This is a genomic window from Colwellia psychrerythraea 34H (genome assembly GCF_000012325.1).
GTDB classification, from domain to species: Bacteria; Pseudomonadota; Gammaproteobacteria; order Enterobacterales; family Alteromonadaceae; genus Colwellia; species Colwellia psychrerythraea_A.
Genome location: NC_003910.7, coordinates 4,322,852 through 4,341,821, shown reverse-complemented (window position 1 = coordinate 4,341,821; position 18,970 = coordinate 4,322,852). Strand labels below are relative to the sequence as shown.

Sequence of the window (18,970 nt, the reverse complement as noted above, 5' to 3'; positions counted from 1 at the left end):
AACCATAGAATAAATATGTTTAAATTATTTCCCTTGCCTATAATCATTTTAATTCCCACTGAAATCCTGCACTTTGAATGGTAACTGGTATTAGCCTGTTACGGCTTGAAACAAAAGATATCTGAACAAAAGATAGCCCCAAGGCAGTAAATTCGTTAAAATCACGCCATAATATTATTTTAACGCTTTTTATTTGACTGCCTTTTATGAAAAATATTCGAAACTTCTCAATTATTGCCCACATCGATCATGGTAAATCAACACTTTCTGACCGTTTAATTCAACATTGCGGTGGTTTACAAGCACGTGAAATGGAAGCGCAAGTGCTTGATTCAATGGATATTGAACGAGAGCGTGGCATCACAATTAAAGCGCAGAGTGTTACCTTAGATTATAAAGCGAAAGATGGTGAAATTTACCAGCTAAACTTTATCGACACGCCTGGACATGTTGATTTTTCTTATGAAGTATCACGTTCATTAGCTTCTTGTGAAGGTGCATTACTCGTTGTTGATGCCGGACAAGGCGTTGAAGCACAAACGGTTGCTAACTGTTATACCGCACTTGAAATGGATTTAGAGGTTTTACCAATTTTGAATAAAATTGATTTACCTCAAGCTGATCCAGAGCGCGTATGTGAAGAAATTGAACACATCATAGGTATTGATGCTACAGATGCTGTAACTTGTTCAGCTAAAACTGGTATCGGCATTGAAGATGTTTTAGAAACTATTGTCAAAAATATTCCTTCTCCTGCAGGTCAAATAGATGCGCCACTACAAGCGCTAATTGTTGACTCATGGTTTGATAATTACCAAGGTGTTGTTTCACTTGTTCGTGTTATCAATGGTGAAGTTAAAAAAGGTGATAAAATGTTGGTGATGTCTACTGGACAAGTTCACCAAATTGATAAAGTCGGTATATTTACACCAAAACAAACAGATACTGGAGTATTAAGAGCTGGCGAAGTTGGTTTTATCATTGCTGGTATTAAAGAAATTCATGGTGCGCCAGTAGGTGATACCATCACTATCAGTAAGAAAGAAACAGCAAATGCTTTACCTGGCTTCAAAAAAGCGCAACCACAGGTTTATGCTGGTATTTTCCCAATAAGTTCAGATGATTATGAAAACTTCAGAGATGCGCTTAACAAATTAAGCTTAAATGATGCGTCTTTATTTTTTGAACCAGAAAATTCTTCTGCACTAGGTTTTGGTTTCCGTATTGGATTTCTTGGCATGTTGCACATGGAAATTATTCAAGAGCGCCTAGCTCGTGAATATGATCTAGATTTAATTACCACAGCGCCAACAGTAAACTATGAAATAGCTTCTACTAACGGTGATGTTATTTCTATTGATAACCCTGCCGATCTTCCTGCAATTAATAATATTGAGGAGATTCGAGAACCCATCGTTCAAGCGAATATTTTAGTACCTCAAGAATATTTAGGCAATGTCATTACCTTGTGTATTGAAAAACGCGGAGTGCAAAAAGATTTAATTTATCACGGAAACCAAGTTGCTGTTACTTATGAGCTTCCTATGGCTGAAGTGGTAATGGACTTTTTTGATAAGCTTAAATCAACAAGTCGAGGTTATGCTTCATTAGATTATCATTTTATCCGCTTTGAAGCGGCAGACATGGTTCGAGTGGATGTCATGATTAATGGCGATCGCGTTGATGCCTTAGCTATGATTACTCATAGAGCAAACTCAGTGGCACGTGGACGATTACTGGTAGATAAGCTTAAAGAGCTGATACATCGTCAAATGTTTGATATCGCTATACAAGCCGCTATTGGTAATAATGTTATAGCGCGTACTACCGTGAAGCAACTACGTAAAAACGTTACCGCTAAATGTTACGGTGGTGATATTAGTCGTAAGAAGAAGCTTCTACAAAAGCAAAAAGATGGTAAAAAACGTATGAAACAAGTGGGTAATGTTGAAGTACCACAAGAAGCATTTTTAGCCGTTCTTAAACTTGATAGTTAGTTTAAGCCGTTAAGTTAATTTCTAAAGTAGCGACAGTAAATAAATACTTGTCGCTAAAACTTCCCTAATAGGATTTAGCCTAATAGGACTTTAAAATAGGAAGTGTATGGCCGTTTATTTTTCCATTATCTTAGTGATAATTACCGTATTAACTGGAATCGTTTGGTTTACTGATAAGTTTTATTTAGCACCACAGCGAAAATTGAAAGCTAGTGCCGCACAATTATCAGCAAAAGAGTTGTGTGCAGCCGAATTAACACCACAAGCACTAGCAACGTTAACAGAGCCGTCGCCTTTAGTAGATACTGCGGTGCAAATTTTTCCAGTGATCGCGTTTGTTTTAATTCTACGCTCATTTTTGTACGAACCCTTTCAAATACCATCAGGCTCAATGATGCCAACATTACTTGATGGTGATTTTATTCTGGTGAATAAATTCAATTATGGCTTAAAAGATCCAGTGCTAAGACATAAGTTTATTGAAAACGGCTTACCTGAACACGGTGATGTTGTTGTTTTTAAGTATCCACAAGATCCAAAAGTCGATTTTATTAAGCGTGTAATAGGTTTGCCAGGTGATCGAATTATTTACCGAAATAAATCACTTTATATCAAGCGAGCTTGTCAAGAGTCTGATACTAAATGCCCCGATTTTGAGCAAATACAACAAAATCTTGTTGGTAAATATGTAGGGCCAGATGCTGAACTTGGTATGAATGAATTCGAATCTAAGATGTTAAATAAAAGCCATCAAGTTTTAAATGATAGCCAAACCTTACCTCGGGTAGCTCACTACTTCCCGCAAACAGGTACTGCCGCGGATGAATTTTTGGTACCAGCTAAGCATTATTTTGTTATGGGTGATAATCGTGATAACTCTTTAGACGGACGTTTTTGGGGCTTTGTTCCTGAAGAAAATCTTGTCGGTGAGGCTGTTGCTATTTGGATGAGTTTCGACTTCGATAGAAGCGAAGACAGTATTTTACCTCAATGGTTACCATCAGGTGTACGTTTTGATCGCATCGGCGCAATTATTTAACATGGCTATTTATTTTACATGGCATAAAGAGTTACATCGTGAAAATTAACCCTCACAATCTTGCTAGATTAACCAAAAAGCTTGGTTATGAATTTAATGAACCATTATTATTGGTGCAAGCACTTACACATCGAAGTGCCAAGGGCGCTCATAATGAAAGACTAGAGTTCCTCGGGGACTCTATTTTAGGTTTTGTTATTGCTGAAGCGCTTTATGATAAATTTCCAAAGCATGACGAAGGCGATCTTACTCGCATGCGTTCTAGCCTAGTTAAAGGGGTAACGTTAGCTGAAGTTGCACGAGACTTTAACTTGGGTGAGTGCTTAATATTAGGGCCAGGTGAATTAAAAAGTGGCGGTCATCATCGTGAATCTATATTAGAAGATGCGATTGAAGCCATTATTGGTGCTGTATATTTAGATTCAAATATCGAGTGTTGTAAAGCACTTATCTTAAGTTGGTTTGAAAGACGCTTGATGGTGATTAAACCGGGTAATGAACAAAAAGACCCTAAAACTCGCCTGCAAGAATTTTTACAAGGAAGAAAGATCCCTCTTCCTACTTACGAAGTAATTGATACAACGGGACAATCACATAACCAAGAATTTACCGTTCGTTGCCAAACGTCAGTGATCAGTGAAGTAGTTATCGCTAAAGGAACAAGTCGTCGAAAAGCAGAGCAAGAAGCTGCGCAGCAGATACTTGCTTTAATTGAAAAAGAAAGAGAACAAGAAAAAGAAGTAAAAATAAAACCAACAAAACAAGCTAAATTAGCAAATCCCCGACATACTAAAAGTAACCCAAGCAGCTCAAGCAAAAAAAGCAGCACGAGAAAATAAATTATGCACAACGATACCTCGAATACCTATGCAGGCTTAATTGCTATTGTCGGTCGCCCAAATGTTGGTAAGTCAACGTTATTGAATGCCTTGTTAGGGCAAAAAATTAGTATTACTTCTAAAAAACCGCAAACAACTCGTCACCGTATTTTAGGAATTTTGACTGAAGAAAATAGACAAGCAGTATTGGTAGATACCCCTGGTTTACACACGGAAGAAAAACGCGCTATAAACAGATTGATGAACCGTGCTGCAAGTAGCTCAATTGCAGAAGTTGAGTTAATAATGTTTTTAGTTGAAGGCACTCATTGGACAAAAGATGATGAGCTAGTGTTATCTAAAGTTAAACAAAGTGGCACACCATGTATATTGGTCGTTAATAAAACAGATAACATACCCGATAAAGATGAGTTATTACCTCATTTGCAAAAATTAGGTGCTATGCATGACTTTAGAGATATTGTTCCTATTTGTGCGACCAAAGGCCATGGCGTTGATACCATTCGCCAATTATGTTTAACATCCCTTCCAGAAGGAGTCTTCTGGTTTCCTGAAGATCATATCACTGATCGCTCTAGCCGTTTTATGGCCTCTGAAATCATTCGTGAAAAGCTAATTCGCTTTACTGGTGATGAATTACCTTACTCTATTACGGTAGAGATAGAGCAGTTTAAGATGGATGATAAGGGCATTATTCATATAAATGCGCTCATATTAGTAGAGCGAGATAGCCAAAAACGCATGGTTATTGGTAATAAAGGTGAGCGTTTAAAAACTATTGGTCAAGAAGCTAGACGAGATATGGAAAATTTATTTGAGAGTAAAGTTTTCCTCGAAACTTGGGTAAAAGTGAAATCAGGCTGGGCAGATGATGAACGAGCATTACGCAGCTTAGGTTATGGTGATGATTACTCAGGCTAGTTGGAATGCGATAAATGATTGAACAAAACGCATTTGTTTTACATAGTCGCCCGTACCGGGAAAACCAGCAGTTAGTTGATTTATTAACAGAGCAAGATGGTAAGGTGACGGCTTTAGTATATGTTGGTCAATCTAAGCGTTCTATAAAAAAAGGCTTAATTCAGCCTTTTTTACCGTTAAAACTAACATTGAAAGGTCAGGGTAATGTTAAGTATATTACTCAAATAGACTCAATTTCAAAGTCATATTCGCTGGTAAAGTATAGCCTGTTTAGCTCTTTTTATATCAATGAATTATTGATTCGTTTATTAACAGAGCAAATTGCTTGTCAGCACTTATTTTCTCAATATCAAACAACTTTGACAGCCTTAGCTCAAGGCGAAGAAATTGCCCCGCAATTACGTTTATTTGAATTAGCGCTGCTTGAAGAGTTGGGATTGTCATTTGACTTTAGCCCTGTATTTGAGCACGATGTTAATTACTTTCATTATATCGCCGAGCAAGGCTTTGTTCCTGTATATGATCCTTTTCCAAAAAACAGCACTCAATGCTTCGATAAAACCCATTTACAAGCGATTGCCCAGCGGGGATCTCTATACCAAAATGGAATGTCTGAAGACGTTAGTTATACTTTCAAGTTACTAATGAGACAGGTTATCAACCAGTTGTTAGGGAATAAGCCATTAAATAGTCGTAAACTTTTTGCAAACAAAGCATACAGTTGAGCTAGTTAGAAAAATATTATAAAAAATTAAAAAGAGATTAAAAATGTCTGAATTATTATTAGGTGTAAACGTTGACCATATTGCCACTTTAAGACAGGCGCGTGGTACTAATTATCCTGACCCAGTTTATGCTGCAAGCGTTGCAGAGCATGCCGGAGCAGATGGTATTACTGTGCACCTGCGCGAAGATAGGCGTCATATCCAAGATAGAGATATTCATGTTTTAAAACAAACATTACATACTCGTATGAACTTTGAAATGGCTGTCACTGATGAAATGATAGCGATAGCTTGTGATGTGAAACCAGTATTTTGTTGTTTAGTTCCTGAGAAACGCGAAGAGTTGACTACTGAAGGTGGTTTAGATGTTGTAGGGCAGTTAGATAAGATAACTAAAGCAACAGAGCAATTAACAGCTGCAGGTATCGCTGTAAGTTTATTTATTGATGCGGATAAAGCACAAATTGATGCTGCGGTTGCCAGTAAAGCTCCTTATATAGAAATACATACGGGACATTATGCAGATCTAAGCTCAGAAGAAGAGCAGCTGATAGAACTTGAGCGCCTAACTGTCGGTATTAAGTATGCGCATAACTTAGGATTAAAAGTTAATGCAGGTCATGGTTTAAATTATTTTAATGTCAAACCTATTGCTGCTATTAAAGAAATTATCGAGTTGAATATTGGCCATGCCATAATAGCGCGTGCGGCTATTGATGGCTTAGATAAAGCTGTTAGAGATATGAAACAGCTGATGTTAGAAGCAAGAACTTATAATACTTAATATACCCGTTACCATTCAAAGTGCTCAAGCGCTCTGAAACCTGCATCTTGATTGGTGACGGGGATCTATAGTTACCGTTAGGTATGATTTAAAAACTCACTAATTTTATCTTTGTTAAAATTATAGTCTACACTTTAGAAATTATGGTCTACACTTTAACGAATACGCTGTATAAAGGATTCAGCATACAAATAGGTGGGAATTAATGATGGAAACACAGATGAAGCCAATGCTCGAGCGTAGAAAGGAGTCTCCGGAGCAGTCTGTTTGGTGGAATAAATTATCATTGGCGCAAAAATTTTCTGCTAGCAGCCTAGGAAAATTTGGTTATGAGCTTACTTTCGTTCGTAATGAAAATGGACATAGTTTAGCTGTGCTTCAATGTAGTGGAGGTATTGCCGTGATTACTGAGGATGGTGATATAGATACATCACCAAACATCACCATTCGCTAACTAAAAAAAGCTATTAATTAACAAAACACCAGTTATCCCCTAGTAAAATAACATCAATAGTTTCTTACTCTTTTCTGCTCAACTAATGACTATTTTCACTCATTTCTTTTAGCGCTTCAGGTACGGCAAATAATACCTGCTCTATATGTTCGAAAAACTCTAAAAACTCAGGTTCAAGCTCTTCAGTACTCAAGCCCATTTTTAATTGGGTTTCTAATTGAATAGTGATTTTGGCTAAATTTGGGGTTCCAGTATAACAACAAGCGCCATTGAGTTTATGAACCAGACGTTTTATTTGAGCGATATCTTGAACGTCAATTGCTTCACGGATGCTGAGTTGAGTTTCGGGTAAACTTTCGACTAAACCTAATAACATCTCTTTGGCTAAATCAGCTTTATTGGCGCTACGCTTTAGTGCTAAAGGCCAATCAATTACCTTTGAAGCAGACTCAACCTGGTTAATAACATCAGTTGAAATGACCGGAACCGTTGAATTGACTAGGTGATCGAAATCGCAATATTCATAAATAATATGACGTAACATCGTTTCATCTATTGGTTTTGTCATGTAAGCATTAAAGCCTTGTTGATGCATTTTTTCTCTTTCACCACTCAATGCATGTGCAGTAACGGCTATGATGGGAGTGTTATTATTGTTAGTTAACTGTTTTATTTCTTTTAGAGCACTAATGCCGTCCATAATCGGCATTTGAATATCCATGAAAATTAAAGAAAAATTTTCTACTTTACAAAGTTCTACGGCTGACATGCCATTGTCGGCTTCAACAACCTCAGCTACTTGCTCTAACAGCAATGCCTTAATTAATTTTAAGTTAGCCTCATTATCATCAACAGCTAGTACTTTTATCGGTAATACTTTATCCATAGCTGCATTCAAAGTGAGCTTTTCGGCCTTAGTTTCCATAACTGGCTGTAGTACTCGGCTTAAGGTTGTTGGTGATAGAGGTTTACTCATACAACTTATTGCACCGCTGGCAATCAAGGCCTCTTGCAAGCTTGGTGATGTATTATTTAAAGCTAAGTGGATATTGCTGGAAATTGGCTGTACTTGTGCAATCGTTTTCTTCAATTCACTTAGTGCTGTTGCTGTTTGATTATGGCCTATAAGTGCATAGTCAAAACCTCGTTGGGTCTGACTGCTATGTGAGAGTACTTGTGATAATTCATGTCTATTTATTACACTAGTAACACGCATTTTCCAGTGCTTTAACAAGTTTTTGGTTGCTTCTCTACTATGATTATTTTCTTCAAAGTAGAGTACCGTTTTATTGGCTAAATGCTGATTATCTAATTCCAACATTAACGGCATTGCATTAATCTCACATTGGAAAGTAAACCAAAAACTTGAGCCATGATTTTTTTCACTGCTAAAACCTATATCGCCATTCATCTCTTGGGCAAGTCGCTGACAAATTACCAGACCTAACCCAGTACCACCATATAAGCGGGTGATACTTTGATCTGCTTGCGTAAAAGCATCAAAAATGGTTCTTTGCTGATTGGTTGTCATACCAATACCGGTATCGGTAACAATGACTTTTAATTTTATATTGTTCTGACTTATTTCTTCACTGGTTATATCGACAGCAACAGAGCCTTGTGGCGTAAATTTTATCGCATTACTGACCAAATTGGTGATGATTTGTTTTATTCTCATGGTGTCACCAACAAGAGAATCAGGTAGTTCTTGTGGAAGGTTTATAGATAATTCAATATTCTTTTTATGGGCTGATGGCGCCAATAGTGTAAGGGTTTCATCAATAGATTCCCTTAAAGAAAAAGGAATGTTTTCAGTAACCATTTTGCCGGCATCAAGTTTTGAAAAGTCGAGAATATCATTAATTATGGTTAATAAGTTGTTTGCAGAGCGGTCAATTGTTTGTAAATAATCACGTTGATTTTCAGTGAGTGGCGTTTTTAGTACTTGTCGGGTAAAGCCTATTACTCCATTGAGTGGCGTTCGCAACTCATGACTCATATTAGCTAAAAACTCTGATTTTACTCTGTTGGCTTCTTGCGCTTTACGCTTGGAGATACTGAGTTCGACATTTTGAATTTCAAATTGTTCTAAACTTTCTCGTAAGTCTATTGTTGCTTGATCTATGCTGGCCTGCATTTCATTTTGGTAACCGTCGAGTGACTGCGCCATGGCATTAATACCATTTTTTAAAAAATTCAGCTCACCAATGAGTTGACCACTCACTCTACTTTCTAATTTCCCTTCTCTTATTCGCTCAATTGCTTGCACCATAGAGTTAATAGGCTTCGTTACTTTCTTAATGAGCCTAATTGCAAAAATAGCGCTAAGTAATGAGCCTAGTAAGGCAAAAGCAAATGCGACTATAAATTGGCTTTGTTGCTGAAAATTAAGATGGCTTTTATCAATTTGCATGGCTATATAGCCAATAATTACTGGTTTTGAATTATTGGTAGCATAATTATATTCAGAACTGGCCATTGCGGTAATATTTGCGTTGCTTTGATTGTTGTAGTTCTCATCAATAATGGGGGTTCTAAAAATTATATAATCAGATAATGTTTCAGTGTTCGTGTGGTGTGGTAACTCTACCCCAGCTTTTAGTCGCATTAAATTGGTATCACCATGGTAAGCACTGGTAACAAAAACCTGGTTATCTTCAGTAAAAATAACAATGCTTTTTACTATGCTTGATTGATTACGGTGAGTAAAGCCGATCAATTGACGAAGTTTATCTCTGTTCTTGCTCAATAAAGGGTCTTTACTGGCAATGGCAATCGGTTCAATAATGCTTTTAGCGCGTTGTTCGAGAAAGTCATTAAGTTCAACGGAGCGGCTATAAGAAAAATAACTAGCTAAACCAAAACCGATTAAGGTGGTTGGTATTATAGTGAGTATGATAACCCAGTCTTTCAGGCTTATTTTATGCATTTTTTTGTTGAACTTTTGTGATAAATTTAGGGTAAAATACCCACTGAAATAATTAGCTATCTTAATGATTATCCAACTTAACATAAATAATCTCATAAGCTGCGATAAATTTATAGTGTAGATGGCTAAGCTACTTCAAAATAAGCATTAATTGGTTAATTATATTATCGTAAGTTCTAGGGTGAAAATGGCAAATTATTTTAAAGCAGCAGTAAAACCAAAAACGTCTAATCAACGATTGACCGTCACCGTTGATAAACTTGACATGAATGGTGTAGGTGTTGCCCGGTGGCAAAATAAGCCAATTTTTATAGCGGGCGTTTTACCCGATGAAATTGTCGATGTAAAGGTTATTGAGCAAAAAAGTAAGTATGCTCGTGCTAAACTTATTTCAATTGATAAACAAAGTGCTAGTAGAGTTATACCCCAATGCCAGCACTTTGGTCTTTGTGGAGGTTGTGATTTGCAAATGCTTGCTTTAGAGGAACAGTTACTTTTTAAGCAACAAAAAATTACTGACCTGTTTTCTCGAAGCTTTAGTACTCAGAATATAACTCCTGAAATTAATACGGCACACTTGCCTTGGCAGGCTGCAATAAAAAGCTCTCCATGGCATTATCGTCGTAAAGCCCGCATAGGCGTGCAATTCGATAAAAATGCTCAAGCGACCATTGGTTTTAGGCAAAAATCAACCAATCAACTAGCAGCAATTAAGTCATGTCCTGTTTTAGTTGAACCGCTTAGTGCTATTTTCCCTTTACTAAAGAAGTTATTGGCACAACTTACCGTAAAATCTGCCATTGGCCATATAGAAGTAATTCAAGCTGATATTAGTGATACAAGCTCAGCAGATAAAATACAAAAAGATAATCAAGTTGTAGTCGTTGTTCGACAGCTAAAACCTATGAACGATACTGACATCGGGCTTTGGCAATTATATGCCCAGCGACATTGTTGGCATGTCATTATTGATGATGGTAACAAGCAACTGCCGCTAGCTGATATCAAAGGGGGAGACTCTTTTGAACTTTCCTATGAATTAACTGATACCAGTAAAGTCTATTTTTCGAGTAATGACTTTATACAAATTAATCATCAAGTTAATAATGCCATGATAAGCCAAGCCTTAGCTTGGTTAAATATTTTAGCTACCGATAATGTTTTGGACTTGTTTTGCGGTCTTGGAAATTTCAGTTTAGCGCTGGCAAAACACGCAAAACGCGTTGTTGGTGTTGAAGGAATGCAAACCATGGTGGACAAAGCCACTCAGAACTCACTTGTTAATGGACTTGATAATTGTCAGTTTTACCAAGCTGATTTAAATAGTCATTGGCTATTAGAGCCTTGGGTACAAGGACAAGTTTTTGATAAAGTATTGCTTGATCCCGCAAGAGCGGGCGCAGAACAAGCGGTGAGTCAAATCGCTGAACTAAAAATACCCTGCGTGTTATATGTTAGCTGCGATCCAGCAACCTTAGCGAGAGATAGTGCAATACTTGTTTCTAAGGGGTATAAGCTTGAGAAAATATCGCTCATGGATATGTTTTCACAAACAAAGCATGTTGAGACTATGATATTGTTTACTCATACTAGTTAGCATTAAATATCAGAAAACCCTTAAATTTCAATGTTAAGCTAACCAATCAAAGAGAAAGGAATACCCATGGTTTCCGTGCGTAAATCACATCAAATAACAGAGCAAAGCTTTGAGCATTGGCTAACCGATTTAGCGTTAACTGATATCAAAAAAAATGCTTTGTCAGCTTTATGGTTACAGGTATCGAACTGTTATCAGCCTGAGAGTGCTGAGAAACAGCAGTTACTTCATAAAAGTATGGAAATGGTTGAGATTTTAAGTGGCCTGAACCTCGATGCTGATTCGTTAGTTGCGGCTTTTATCTCACCATTATTAGCAAATGACATTATTGAAATAGAATTTGTTAAAGAACACTTTTCTAAAGATATCCTGATGCTCTGTCAAGGTGTTGAGCAAATGGCAGCCATTAAAGCATTACGCCAACAAAGTAGTCAGTCAAGCGATCAGGCCCCACAAAATATAGACAATATTCGTCGTATGTTATTGGCTATGGTGGATGATGTACGTGCGGTCGTGATCAAGTTAGCTGAGCGCTTATGTGATTTACGCGAAAAGAAAAATAGTGATGAAGAAACGCGGGTGCTGGTGGCAAAAGAGAGTGCGAATATCTACGCACCATTAGCGAACCGTTTAGGAATAGGTCAATTAAAGTGGGAACTTGAAGACATTTCCTTTCGTTACCTTCACCCACAGGTCTATAAAAAAATTGCCAAGCTTTTAGATGAAACTCGACTGGAACGCGAGCAATACATGGCCAGCTTTGTTGGTCACTTAAATAGCGAGTTAAATGCTTTAGCTATTAAAGGTGAGGTTTATGGACGTCCTAAGCACATCTTCAGTATCTGGAAGAAGATGCAGCAAAAATCACTTGATTTTGACCAGCTGTTTGATGTTCGAGCTGTACGTGTGGTGGTTGAAAAAGTTCAAGATTGTTATTCAGCTTTAGGCATTGTTCATACTGAATGGCAGCATATTGCAAAAGAGTTTTCTGATTATGTAGCGACACCTAAAGCTAATGGCTATCAATCAATACATACGGTTGTCTTAGGGCCAGAAGGTAAGTCGGTTGAAGTGCAAATTAGAACTAAGCAAATGGATGATGATGCTGAGCTTGGTGTTGCGGCGCATTGGCGTTATAAAGAAGGGAATGCTAGCGGTAAAAGTAATAGTTTTGATGATAAAGTTGGCTGGTTAAGAAAAATTTTGCAATGGCAAGATGATGTCGCTGAAAGTGGCGAGTTACTTGATGAATTACGAAGCCAGGTATTTGAGGACCGAATTTATGTCTTCACTCCTAGTGGCGATGTTATCGATCTACCTATGGGGTCAACTCCTTTAGATTTTGCTTATTATATTCATTCTAATGTAGGCCATACCTGTATTGGTGCAAAAGTATTTGGAAAAATAGTACCTTTTACCCACCGATTGCAAACGGGTGATCAGATAGAAATACTTACCAGTAAACAACCTAACCCGAGCCGAGACTGGCTTAACCCTAATTTAAATTATATCCACTCTTCACGGGCTCGTGCAAAAGTTCAGCACTTTTTTAAGTTACTCGATAGAGATAAATACATTGCACTGGGTAAAGAATTATTTGATAACGAAATAGCTAAACATGATTTAGCATCTACGGACTTATTAGCGGCAGCAAAACGCTTTAATATGAAAACTGTTGATGATCTTTATGCTGCTATAGGTAGTGGTAACGCGAGATTACAGCAAGTTATCAACCACTTTACCCAACTGGATAGTAAATTAAAGCCTAAACCTGAAATAGATCCGCAAAGTTTAGTCAAACAAACGACAACCAGTAAAGCTTTAGCGCAAGACGATAATGGTATTACTGTTTCTGGCGTTGGTAATTTGCTCACGCATATGGCTAAGTGTTGCCAGCCTGTTCCCGGTGATACAATTTCGGGGTTTATTACCCAAGGTCGAGGTATTTCTGTACATCGTCAGGATTGTGAACAATTGGCCAATGCCCTTACCTTACAACCCGAGCGGTTAGTTGAAGTACAATGGGGAAGTGAGAATAAAATAAGTTACCAAGCCACCGCACAAATTATCGGCAGCGATAGACAGGGCTTGTTACGAGATATCTCAACCATTATTGCTAATGAAAGAGTCAGTATTGTTGGCATGGATAGTCATACTGACAAAGTGAAACAGACGATGAGTATGAACTTGAAATTAGAAGTCGAAAGCAGTGAGTTATTAACGCGAGTTTTGGATAAGTTACGTCAATTAGATGATGTTACCCAAGTAAGACGACTTTAGTTACTTCGGGAGTTGCTCTGGAAAGTAACTAAATCGGGTGTATTAAATAATGACAAATATAATAAAACAAAGAAGTAAAATACAATGTTAAATGAACAAGCCTCAATCGAAAAATTACGTTGGATTATGACTCAATTACGGGATCCTACAACAGGATGTCCTTGGGATATTAAGCAGGACTTTGCTTCTATAACAAGTCATACGCTAGAAGAGGCTTATGAAGTGGTTGATGCAATCGAGCAGGGTGATTTCATAGAGCTTGAGAAAGAGCTGGGAGACTTACTCTTTCAGGTGATTTTTTATAGCGAATTAGGCAAAGAACAGCAGCACTTTGACTTAGATACTGTGATAGCAGCAATCTGTGAAAAACTCATCCGACGTCATCCTCATGTATTTGCTCAGGCAAGTTTGCAAACCGATGAAGAAATTAAAGCCAATTGGGAAAATGAAAAGGCGCTAGAAAGAGAGCAAAAAAATCAACAACAGATGGGTGAAAATGCGGTTCTTGATAAATTGAGCATTTTGGCCGATATTCCAAAAAACTTACCCGCGTTATCACAATCAGCTAAAATTCAAAAACGCTGTTCTCATGTGGGGTTTGATTGGGATAACATGCCTGATGTCTTCGCTAAAATTGAAGAAGAAGTACAAGAAGTTAAAGACGAGTTAGAAGCGGACACACTCGATAAGAAAGCATTAGCCGAAGAGTTAGGAGATCTAATGTTTGCGGTAGTAAACTTATGTCGCCATGCCAAAGAAGATCCAGAAACGCTACTTCGCCAGGCGAATAAAAAGTTTAGTAAGCGCTTCGTTGGGGTTGAAGAACAAGTAAATCAATCAGGCAAAAGCTTTACTGAACATGACTTAGCTGAATTAGAAAGCTATTGGCAGCAAGTTAAAATCCAAGAAAAGCAAGTTAATAGCCAGAAATAAGATAATGAATATGACCGAAAATATGACTAAGAAAAACGAACTAAATAAAGCGCACGTTACCATAGCGTTGACTAACCCAAAAACCCCAACGAATGTTGGTGCAGTGATACGTGCAGCAGGTTGTTATCAAGCGGATCAAATCATTTATAATGGTAATCGATATGCACAAGCCGCCAAGTATCATAAAAAAACATTACAAACTGATACTTTCAACATGCAAGATAAAATTCCGTTATTGCAGGTGGAAAGTTTTATAGGTATTAAAGACTCACTGGAAAGTATTCCATCGTCTGCTAAAATCATCTGTGTAGACTTAGTTGAAGGCGCAACGCCGTTACCGCATTTTATTCATCCCCCAGAGGCTGTTTATATTTTCGGCCCTGAAGATAGCTCGGTAAAACAAGAAGTCATTGATATAGCGGATGATGTTGTTTATGTGCCAACGGTGGGGTGCATGAACCTAGCGGCAACGGTTAATGTTTTGCTTTATGATCGGTTGGCAAAATCTTTGACTAATCAAAAAGACTCAATGTTAGCGGACAATGAGTTGATTAGAAAAAGTCGTGATACCAATAACACATCAAAAGTTAAATAATACCAATCAGATTAATTAATGGTTCAAATTTTAATGAGGGTAAATTTTCAAGAATAAGGCGCTTGATTGAGAAATAGCTGGCTATTAGGATTGAAAACAACGATTTTATTGAGTATTAAGACTATTTAAAGAGATCACTTAGTTAGTCTGATTGGTATAATACTAACTTCAAATGTATACCTAATTGAGATGAACATTTATTATATTCTTTCACCTATAATTTATGAGCAAAGGGAGATATTATTTGAATTCAAAAATGGAATACCAATTATCCCAAGCTGGAAATAAAGGTAAAGTGTTAATTCTAAAAGTAACAGGAATATTCTTTGTTGCTTTAGCCATTTTAGGTGTGGTATTGCCTATTTTACCAACCACACCATTTCTACTTGTAGCGGCTGCCTGCTTTGCTAAATCCTCACCTACAATGCAGCGAAAACTTTTAGCGAATAAAACATTTGGGCCATTAATTCATGATTGGCAAAAATATCGGAGTATTCCTAGAAAGGCTAAACGCATCGCTTTATTAACTATGATTCTCTCAGTGTGTTGGTCGGCTTTTATGTTGCAAAGTGTAATGCTAACAGCGCTTGTCGTCGCTTTGGTTATTGGTCCGTTTATTTTTCTATTACGCTTACCTGAGAGTAAATAACTAATAAGTTAATGATAAACAAATGGTGCTGACTCTACCGTTGTAATGACTATATACATTAAACTAGAGAAATCAGCATTATCATTTTGAGTATCAAGAGCATGGCTAATAAATCGACTAACTAAGCGCTTTGGTAACTATGGCAGCTAAATGATCCGGCAGCGTTAAAGTTAAAGCAATATCATGTCCTTGTTCAGACATTTTTTTCCATGTTAACTGCACAATGCGAACAATCTTAGCTTCATTGTCTTGCTCGGTATATTTTGCTGCAAACTCATCAAAATAATGCATAAGAAAAACTAAGCAGGCGACATCTTCTAAGGTTTGGCTATCATTATTAGTGCCCAAGTTTTCTTTTCTAATAATCGCAGCGCATTGCTCAGACTCTTCTACAGTGTAACCTTGTTCAATCATAATGCTTGCTGTTAGCTCTGCATGAAACTTACCTTGGGCAATTCGCCATTGATAGTAACCGGCTTTCCCTTCAGAAAATTCAGTACGCTTTAGCTGCCAACGCTTTATATGTTGTGCTCTAACTGCAATTTTTAATAACTCATTCGCTTCAGGCCAATAGTGTTTTAAACAGTTAGTCATTTGTTGTCCGTAAACTAACTCTTTTGCTTGGTTCTCACCATTAAGCAAAATTGTATTTGGGTCTTGGCGATTAATATCGTCTATGGCGGATAAAGTGTTGTTTAAATTTTCTATAGTCATTTTAACGTCAATCTAAGGATTAATTCTGGTAAGTTGCGTCATTATACGCAACTACTCATAAAAAAGTATCAAAGCAAATAAAGTTAACATTAAAAATAATACGAAATAGACAAATATATAACTGTGATGACTTGTTGTTGGTCTATACCCAAACCACTTGAAGATGCGTGTTTCAGGACGCTTGAGCGACTCATGATCAAGGCGTCTCTTTTTATTAAGGGTTATTTCTTGAAAAAAGGAGGCAACGAAGTACATGATTTGCTCAAACGTCCCCATAGGTCTGGTTTATAAACGCTTTATGCTACGTTATTGATTTCGACAATAGAATAACTATTATCTTCAATCAATGCCTTGCCTAAAGGCGTTTCTAATTCCAGCTGAAACCTGCATCTTCATGTGGTTTGGGTATATATTAAATCAAACAAACTTATGCCGTTATTGTTTTCCAAGCATGCTCCGAAAGGCAAGTTCAAAAACCTTATATACGGCGTTATTGTTTTTGATAAGGCAAAAGCCATTCTCTTCAATCTATGCCTTGTTTATAAGGCGTTTGATTCTCGCTGAGTAAGGAAAAACTTAATTGAATTGATATTGTCTTTTACGTATAATACTTTCCCGTCCTGCTTGTTTGGCAAAACTCCTATTTCAACAACTTAATATTCACACTAATTACTGTGTTTTAGTTTTACTAATATGCAAGTATATAGAGTCATTTATAAAAGTTAGCTTGAAATAAAGTTATATATATTAACCAATTAAGCACAAAATTCTGTTTTTCTGACATCGGTGTAGACATGACAACTAGATATATTTTTGTAACTGGCGGTGTAGTATCGTCTCTTGGTAAAGGCATTGCCGCAGCCTCATTGGCAGCAATTCTTGAAGCGCGTGGTTTAAAAGTTACCATGCTGAAACTAGATCCGTATATTAACGTTGATCCAGGTACCATGAGCCCTATACAACATGGCGAAGTTTTTGTTACCGAAGATGGCGCAGAAACCGATCTTGATTTAGGCCATTATGAGCGCTTTATCCGCACCAAAATGACCAAACGTAATAACTTCACTTCGGGGCGAATTTACCAAGATGTGTTAGCCCGCGAGCGTAAAGGTGAATTTTTAGGCGCTACCATCCAAGTTATTCCTCATATCACTAACGATATTAAACGTCGTGTTATTGAAGGTGCTGAAGGTTACGATATCGCCATGGTAGAAATAGGCGGTACGGTTGGTGATATGGAATCACAACCTTTCTTAGAAGCTATTCGTCAATTGGCATTAGAGGTAGGTCGTGATCGTGCTATGTTTATGCATTTGACCTTAGTGCCATATTTAGCAGCAGCAGGTGAAATCAAAACTAAACCAACACAGCACTCAGTAAAAGATTTACGCTCTATCGGTATTTTTCCTGACATTTTAGTATGTCGTTCAGACCGCGCTATTCCTAACGCCGAACGCGCTAAAATATCTCTCTTCACTAATGTTGAAGAGAAAGCGGTTGTATCAATGCGTGATGTAGACAGTATTTATAAGATTCCTGCTTTATTAAAAGCTCAAGGTACCGATGAAATAGTTGTTAAGCGATTTGGTTTAGATGTACCTGAAGCCGACTTAACTGAATGGGAAGAAGTGCTTTACCATGAAGCAAATCCTATCGGTGAAGTGACTATTGGTATGGTTGGTAAATACACTGAATTACCTGATGCGTACAAATCAGTAAACGAAGCGTTAAAACATGCAGGTCTTAAAAACCAAGTCACTGTAAATATTAAATACATTGACTCGCAAGATGTAGAAGTCAAAGGTGTTGAAATCTTAGCTAACTTGGATGCTATTTTAGTTCCTGGTGGTTTCGGTGAACGTGGTGTTGAAGGTAAAATTTTAACGGCACAATATGCGCGTGAAAACAAAGTACCTTATTTAGGTATTTGTTTAGGTATGCAAGTAGCCTTAATTGAATTTGCTCGTAATGTTGCCGGTTTAACTGATGCGCACAGTACTGAATTTAATAGCGAAACTCCACACCCAGTGGTTGGTTTAATCAGTGAATGGTTAGACGAAGAAGGCCAAGTTGAGTACCGAAATGAGCAATCAGATTTAGGTGGTACTATGCGTTTAGGTTCACAATTGTGCCACTTGGTGAAAGGTACCAAGGCTTGCGACGTATATGGTAGTGAAACAATCAATGAGAGACACCGTCATCGTTTTGAGGTAAATAATAACTACCGAGAACAATTAAGCAAAGCAGGTTTGATTTTCTCGGGTTTATCGTCAGATAAAAGTTTAGTTGAGGTGATTGAAATAGCGGATCATCCATGGTTTATTGCGGGTCAATTCCATCCTGAGTTTAATTCTACTCCACGTGATGGTCACCCGTTATTCGAAAGCTTTGTTGCAGCGAGTTTTAAACTGCAAAAAAGCTAACCGAAGAAACCATATAAAACCGTAGCTATTGCTGCGGTTTTTGTTTTAAGTTTAGGAAGAATATTAGGCTGCATAATTATATTTAGCTGTG

15 protein-coding genes are annotated in these 18,970 nt (G+C 37.4%); 13 read left to right on the top strand and 2 right to left on the bottom strand.

Annotated features, from left to right (window positions below; all coding sequences use genetic code 11):
• Positions 1-206 precede the first annotated feature (206 nt).
• The 7 genes from lepA to CPS_RS18420 all read left to right on the top strand — a co-directional run bounded on the left by lepA (position 207) and on the right by CPS_RS18420 (position 6,759).
• Positions 207-1,997, top strand: coding sequence for a translation elongation factor 4 (gene lepA / locus CPS_RS18450; RefSeq protein WP_011044860.1), 1,791 nt, complete (start codon positions 207-209; stop codon positions 1,995-1,997).
• A 106-nt stretch (positions 1,998-2,103) separates the two neighbouring features.
• Positions 2,104-3,036, top strand: a complete 933-nt coding sequence (gene lepB, locus CPS_RS18445) for a signal peptidase I (RefSeq protein WP_011044859.1) — start codon at positions 2,104-2,106, stop codon at positions 3,034-3,036.
• A 44-nt stretch (positions 3,037-3,080) separates the two neighbouring features.
• Complete coding sequence (gene rnc / locus CPS_RS18440) at positions 3,081-3,875, top strand: ribonuclease III (protein ID WP_041738109.1); 795 nt, start codon at positions 3,081-3,083, stop codon at positions 3,873-3,875.
• A gap of 3 nt (positions 3,876-3,878) precedes the next feature.
• Positions 3,879-4,796 carry a GTPase Era gene (gene era / locus CPS_RS18435; protein ID WP_011044857.1) on the top strand — a complete coding sequence of 306 codons (918 nt, stop codon included), beginning with the start codon at positions 3,879-3,881 and terminating at the stop codon, positions 4,794-4,796.
• Between the two features lie 14 nt (positions 4,797-4,810).
• Positions 4,811-5,521 (top strand): DNA repair protein RecO, encoded by a 711-nt coding sequence (gene recO / locus CPS_RS18430; RefSeq protein WP_011044856.1) that lies wholly within the window; start codon positions 4,811-4,813, stop codon positions 5,519-5,521.
• Positions 5,522-5,564: 43 nt separating this feature from the next.
• On the top strand, positions 5,565-6,305 hold the full coding sequence (pdxJ, locus tag CPS_RS18425; protein WP_011044855.1) for a pyridoxine 5'-phosphate synthase: 741 nt from the start codon (positions 5,565-5,567) through the stop codon (positions 6,303-6,305).
• A gap of 220 nt (positions 6,306-6,525) precedes the next feature.
• Positions 6,526-6,759: a hypothetical protein gene (locus CPS_RS18420; protein WP_232769248.1), complete on the top strand. Its 234-nt coding sequence runs from the start codon at positions 6,526-6,528 to the stop codon at positions 6,757-6,759.
• An 82-nt stretch (positions 6,760-6,841) separates the two neighbouring features.
• On the opposite strand, the gene barA is transcribed toward CPS_RS18420, so the two are convergent.
• Positions 6,842-9,688 carry a two-component sensor histidine kinase BarA gene (gene barA / locus CPS_RS18415; RefSeq protein WP_011044853.1) on the bottom strand — a complete coding sequence of 949 codons (2,847 nt, stop codon included), beginning with the start codon at positions 9,686-9,688 and terminating at the stop codon, positions 6,842-6,844.
• 187 nt (positions 9,689-9,875) lie between these two features.
• On the opposite strand from barA, the gene rlmD reads away from it, so the two are divergent.
• The 5 genes from rlmD (at position 9,876) to CPS_RS18390 (ending at position 15,742) form a co-directional block, all read left to right on the top strand.
• Positions 9,876-11,285 carry a 23S rRNA (uracil(1939)-C(5))-methyltransferase RlmD gene (rlmD, locus tag CPS_RS18410; RefSeq protein ID WP_011044852.1) on the top strand — a complete coding sequence of 470 codons (1,410 nt, stop codon included), beginning with the start codon at positions 9,876-9,878 and terminating at the stop codon, positions 11,283-11,285.
• Positions 11,286-11,351: 66 nt separating this feature from the next.
• Positions 11,352-13,565 (top strand): GTP diphosphokinase, encoded by a 2,214-nt coding sequence (gene relA, locus CPS_RS18405; protein WP_011044851.1) that lies wholly within the window; start codon positions 11,352-11,354, stop codon positions 13,563-13,565.
• An 84-nt stretch (positions 13,566-13,649) separates the two neighbouring features.
• The gene (gene mazG, locus CPS_RS18400) at positions 13,650-14,498 is read left to right on the top strand and encodes a nucleoside triphosphate pyrophosphohydrolase (RefSeq protein WP_011044850.1); all 849 of its coding nucleotides are present in this window, start codon (positions 13,650-13,652) and stop codon (positions 14,496-14,498) included.
• A gap of 10 nt (positions 14,499-14,508) precedes the next feature.
• Positions 14,509-15,093, top strand: a complete 585-nt coding sequence (locus tag CPS_RS18395) for an RNA methyltransferase (RefSeq protein ID WP_011044849.1) — start codon at positions 14,509-14,511, stop codon at positions 15,091-15,093.
• Between the two features lie 244 nt (positions 15,094-15,337).
• Complete coding sequence (locus CPS_RS18390; RefSeq protein WP_238383557.1) at positions 15,338-15,742, top strand: YbaN family protein; 405 nt, start codon at positions 15,338-15,340, stop codon at positions 15,740-15,742.
• 117 nt (positions 15,743-15,859) lie between these two features.
• On the opposite strand, the gene CPS_RS18385 is transcribed toward CPS_RS18390, so the two are convergent.
• On the bottom strand, positions 15,860-16,456 hold the full coding sequence (locus CPS_RS18385; RefSeq protein ID WP_011044846.1) for a DUF4202 domain-containing protein: 597 nt from the start codon (positions 16,454-16,456) through the stop codon (positions 15,860-15,862).
• A gap of 794 nt (positions 16,457-17,250) precedes the next feature.
• Between CPS_RS18385 and CPS_RS18380 the strand changes: the two genes are divergently transcribed.
• Entirely contained in the window at positions 17,251-18,879 is a 1,629-nt protein-coding gene (locus tag CPS_RS18380; protein ID WP_011044844.1) for a CTP synthase, read from the top strand.
• The last annotated feature ends 91 nt before the right edge of the window (positions 18,880-18,970 follow it).

What these genes read in the sequence shown, in the direction of transcription:
- CPS_RS18385 (WP_011044846.1), bottom strand. Translation starts at nt 16,456, where the DNA reads ATGACTATAGAAAATTTAAACAACACTTTATCCGCCATAGACGATATT.
- mazG (WP_011044850.1), top strand. Translation starts at nt 13,650, where the DNA reads ATGTTAAATGAACAAGCCTCAATCGAAAAATTACGTTGGATTATGACT.
- lepA (WP_011044860.1), top strand. Translation starts at nt 207, where the DNA reads ATGAAAAATATTCGAAACTTCTCAATTATTGCCCACATCGATCATGGT.
- CPS_RS18395 (WP_011044849.1), top strand. Translation starts at nt 14,509, where the DNA reads ATGACCGAAAATATGACTAAGAAAAACGAACTAAATAAAGCGCACGTT.
- recO (WP_011044856.1), top strand. Translation starts at nt 4,811, where the DNA reads ATGATTGAACAAAACGCATTTGTTTTACATAGTCGCCCGTACCGGGAA.
- pdxJ (WP_011044855.1), top strand. Translation starts at nt 5,565, where the DNA reads ATGTCTGAATTATTATTAGGTGTAAACGTTGACCATATTGCCACTTTA.
- era (WP_011044857.1), top strand. Translation starts at nt 3,879, where the DNA reads ATGCACAACGATACCTCGAATACCTATGCAGGCTTAATTGCTATTGTC.
- lepB (WP_011044859.1), top strand. Translation starts at nt 2,104, where the DNA reads ATGGCCGTTTATTTTTCCATTATCTTAGTGATAATTACCGTATTAACT.
- barA (WP_011044853.1), bottom strand. Translation starts at nt 9,688, where the DNA reads ATGCATAAAATAAGCCTGAAAGACTGGGTTATCATACTCACTATAATA.
- CPS_RS18380 (WP_011044844.1), top strand. Translation starts at nt 17,251, where the DNA reads ATGACAACTAGATATATTTTTGTAACTGGCGGTGTAGTATCGTCTCTT.
- CPS_RS18420 (WP_232769248.1), top strand. Translation starts at nt 6,526, where the DNA reads ATGAAGCCAATGCTCGAGCGTAGAAAGGAGTCTCCGGAGCAGTCTGTT.
- relA (WP_011044851.1), top strand. Translation starts at nt 11,352, where the DNA reads ATGGTTTCCGTGCGTAAATCACATCAAATAACAGAGCAAAGCTTTGAG.
- rlmD (WP_011044852.1), top strand. Translation starts at nt 9,876, where the DNA reads ATGGCAAATTATTTTAAAGCAGCAGTAAAACCAAAAACGTCTAATCAA.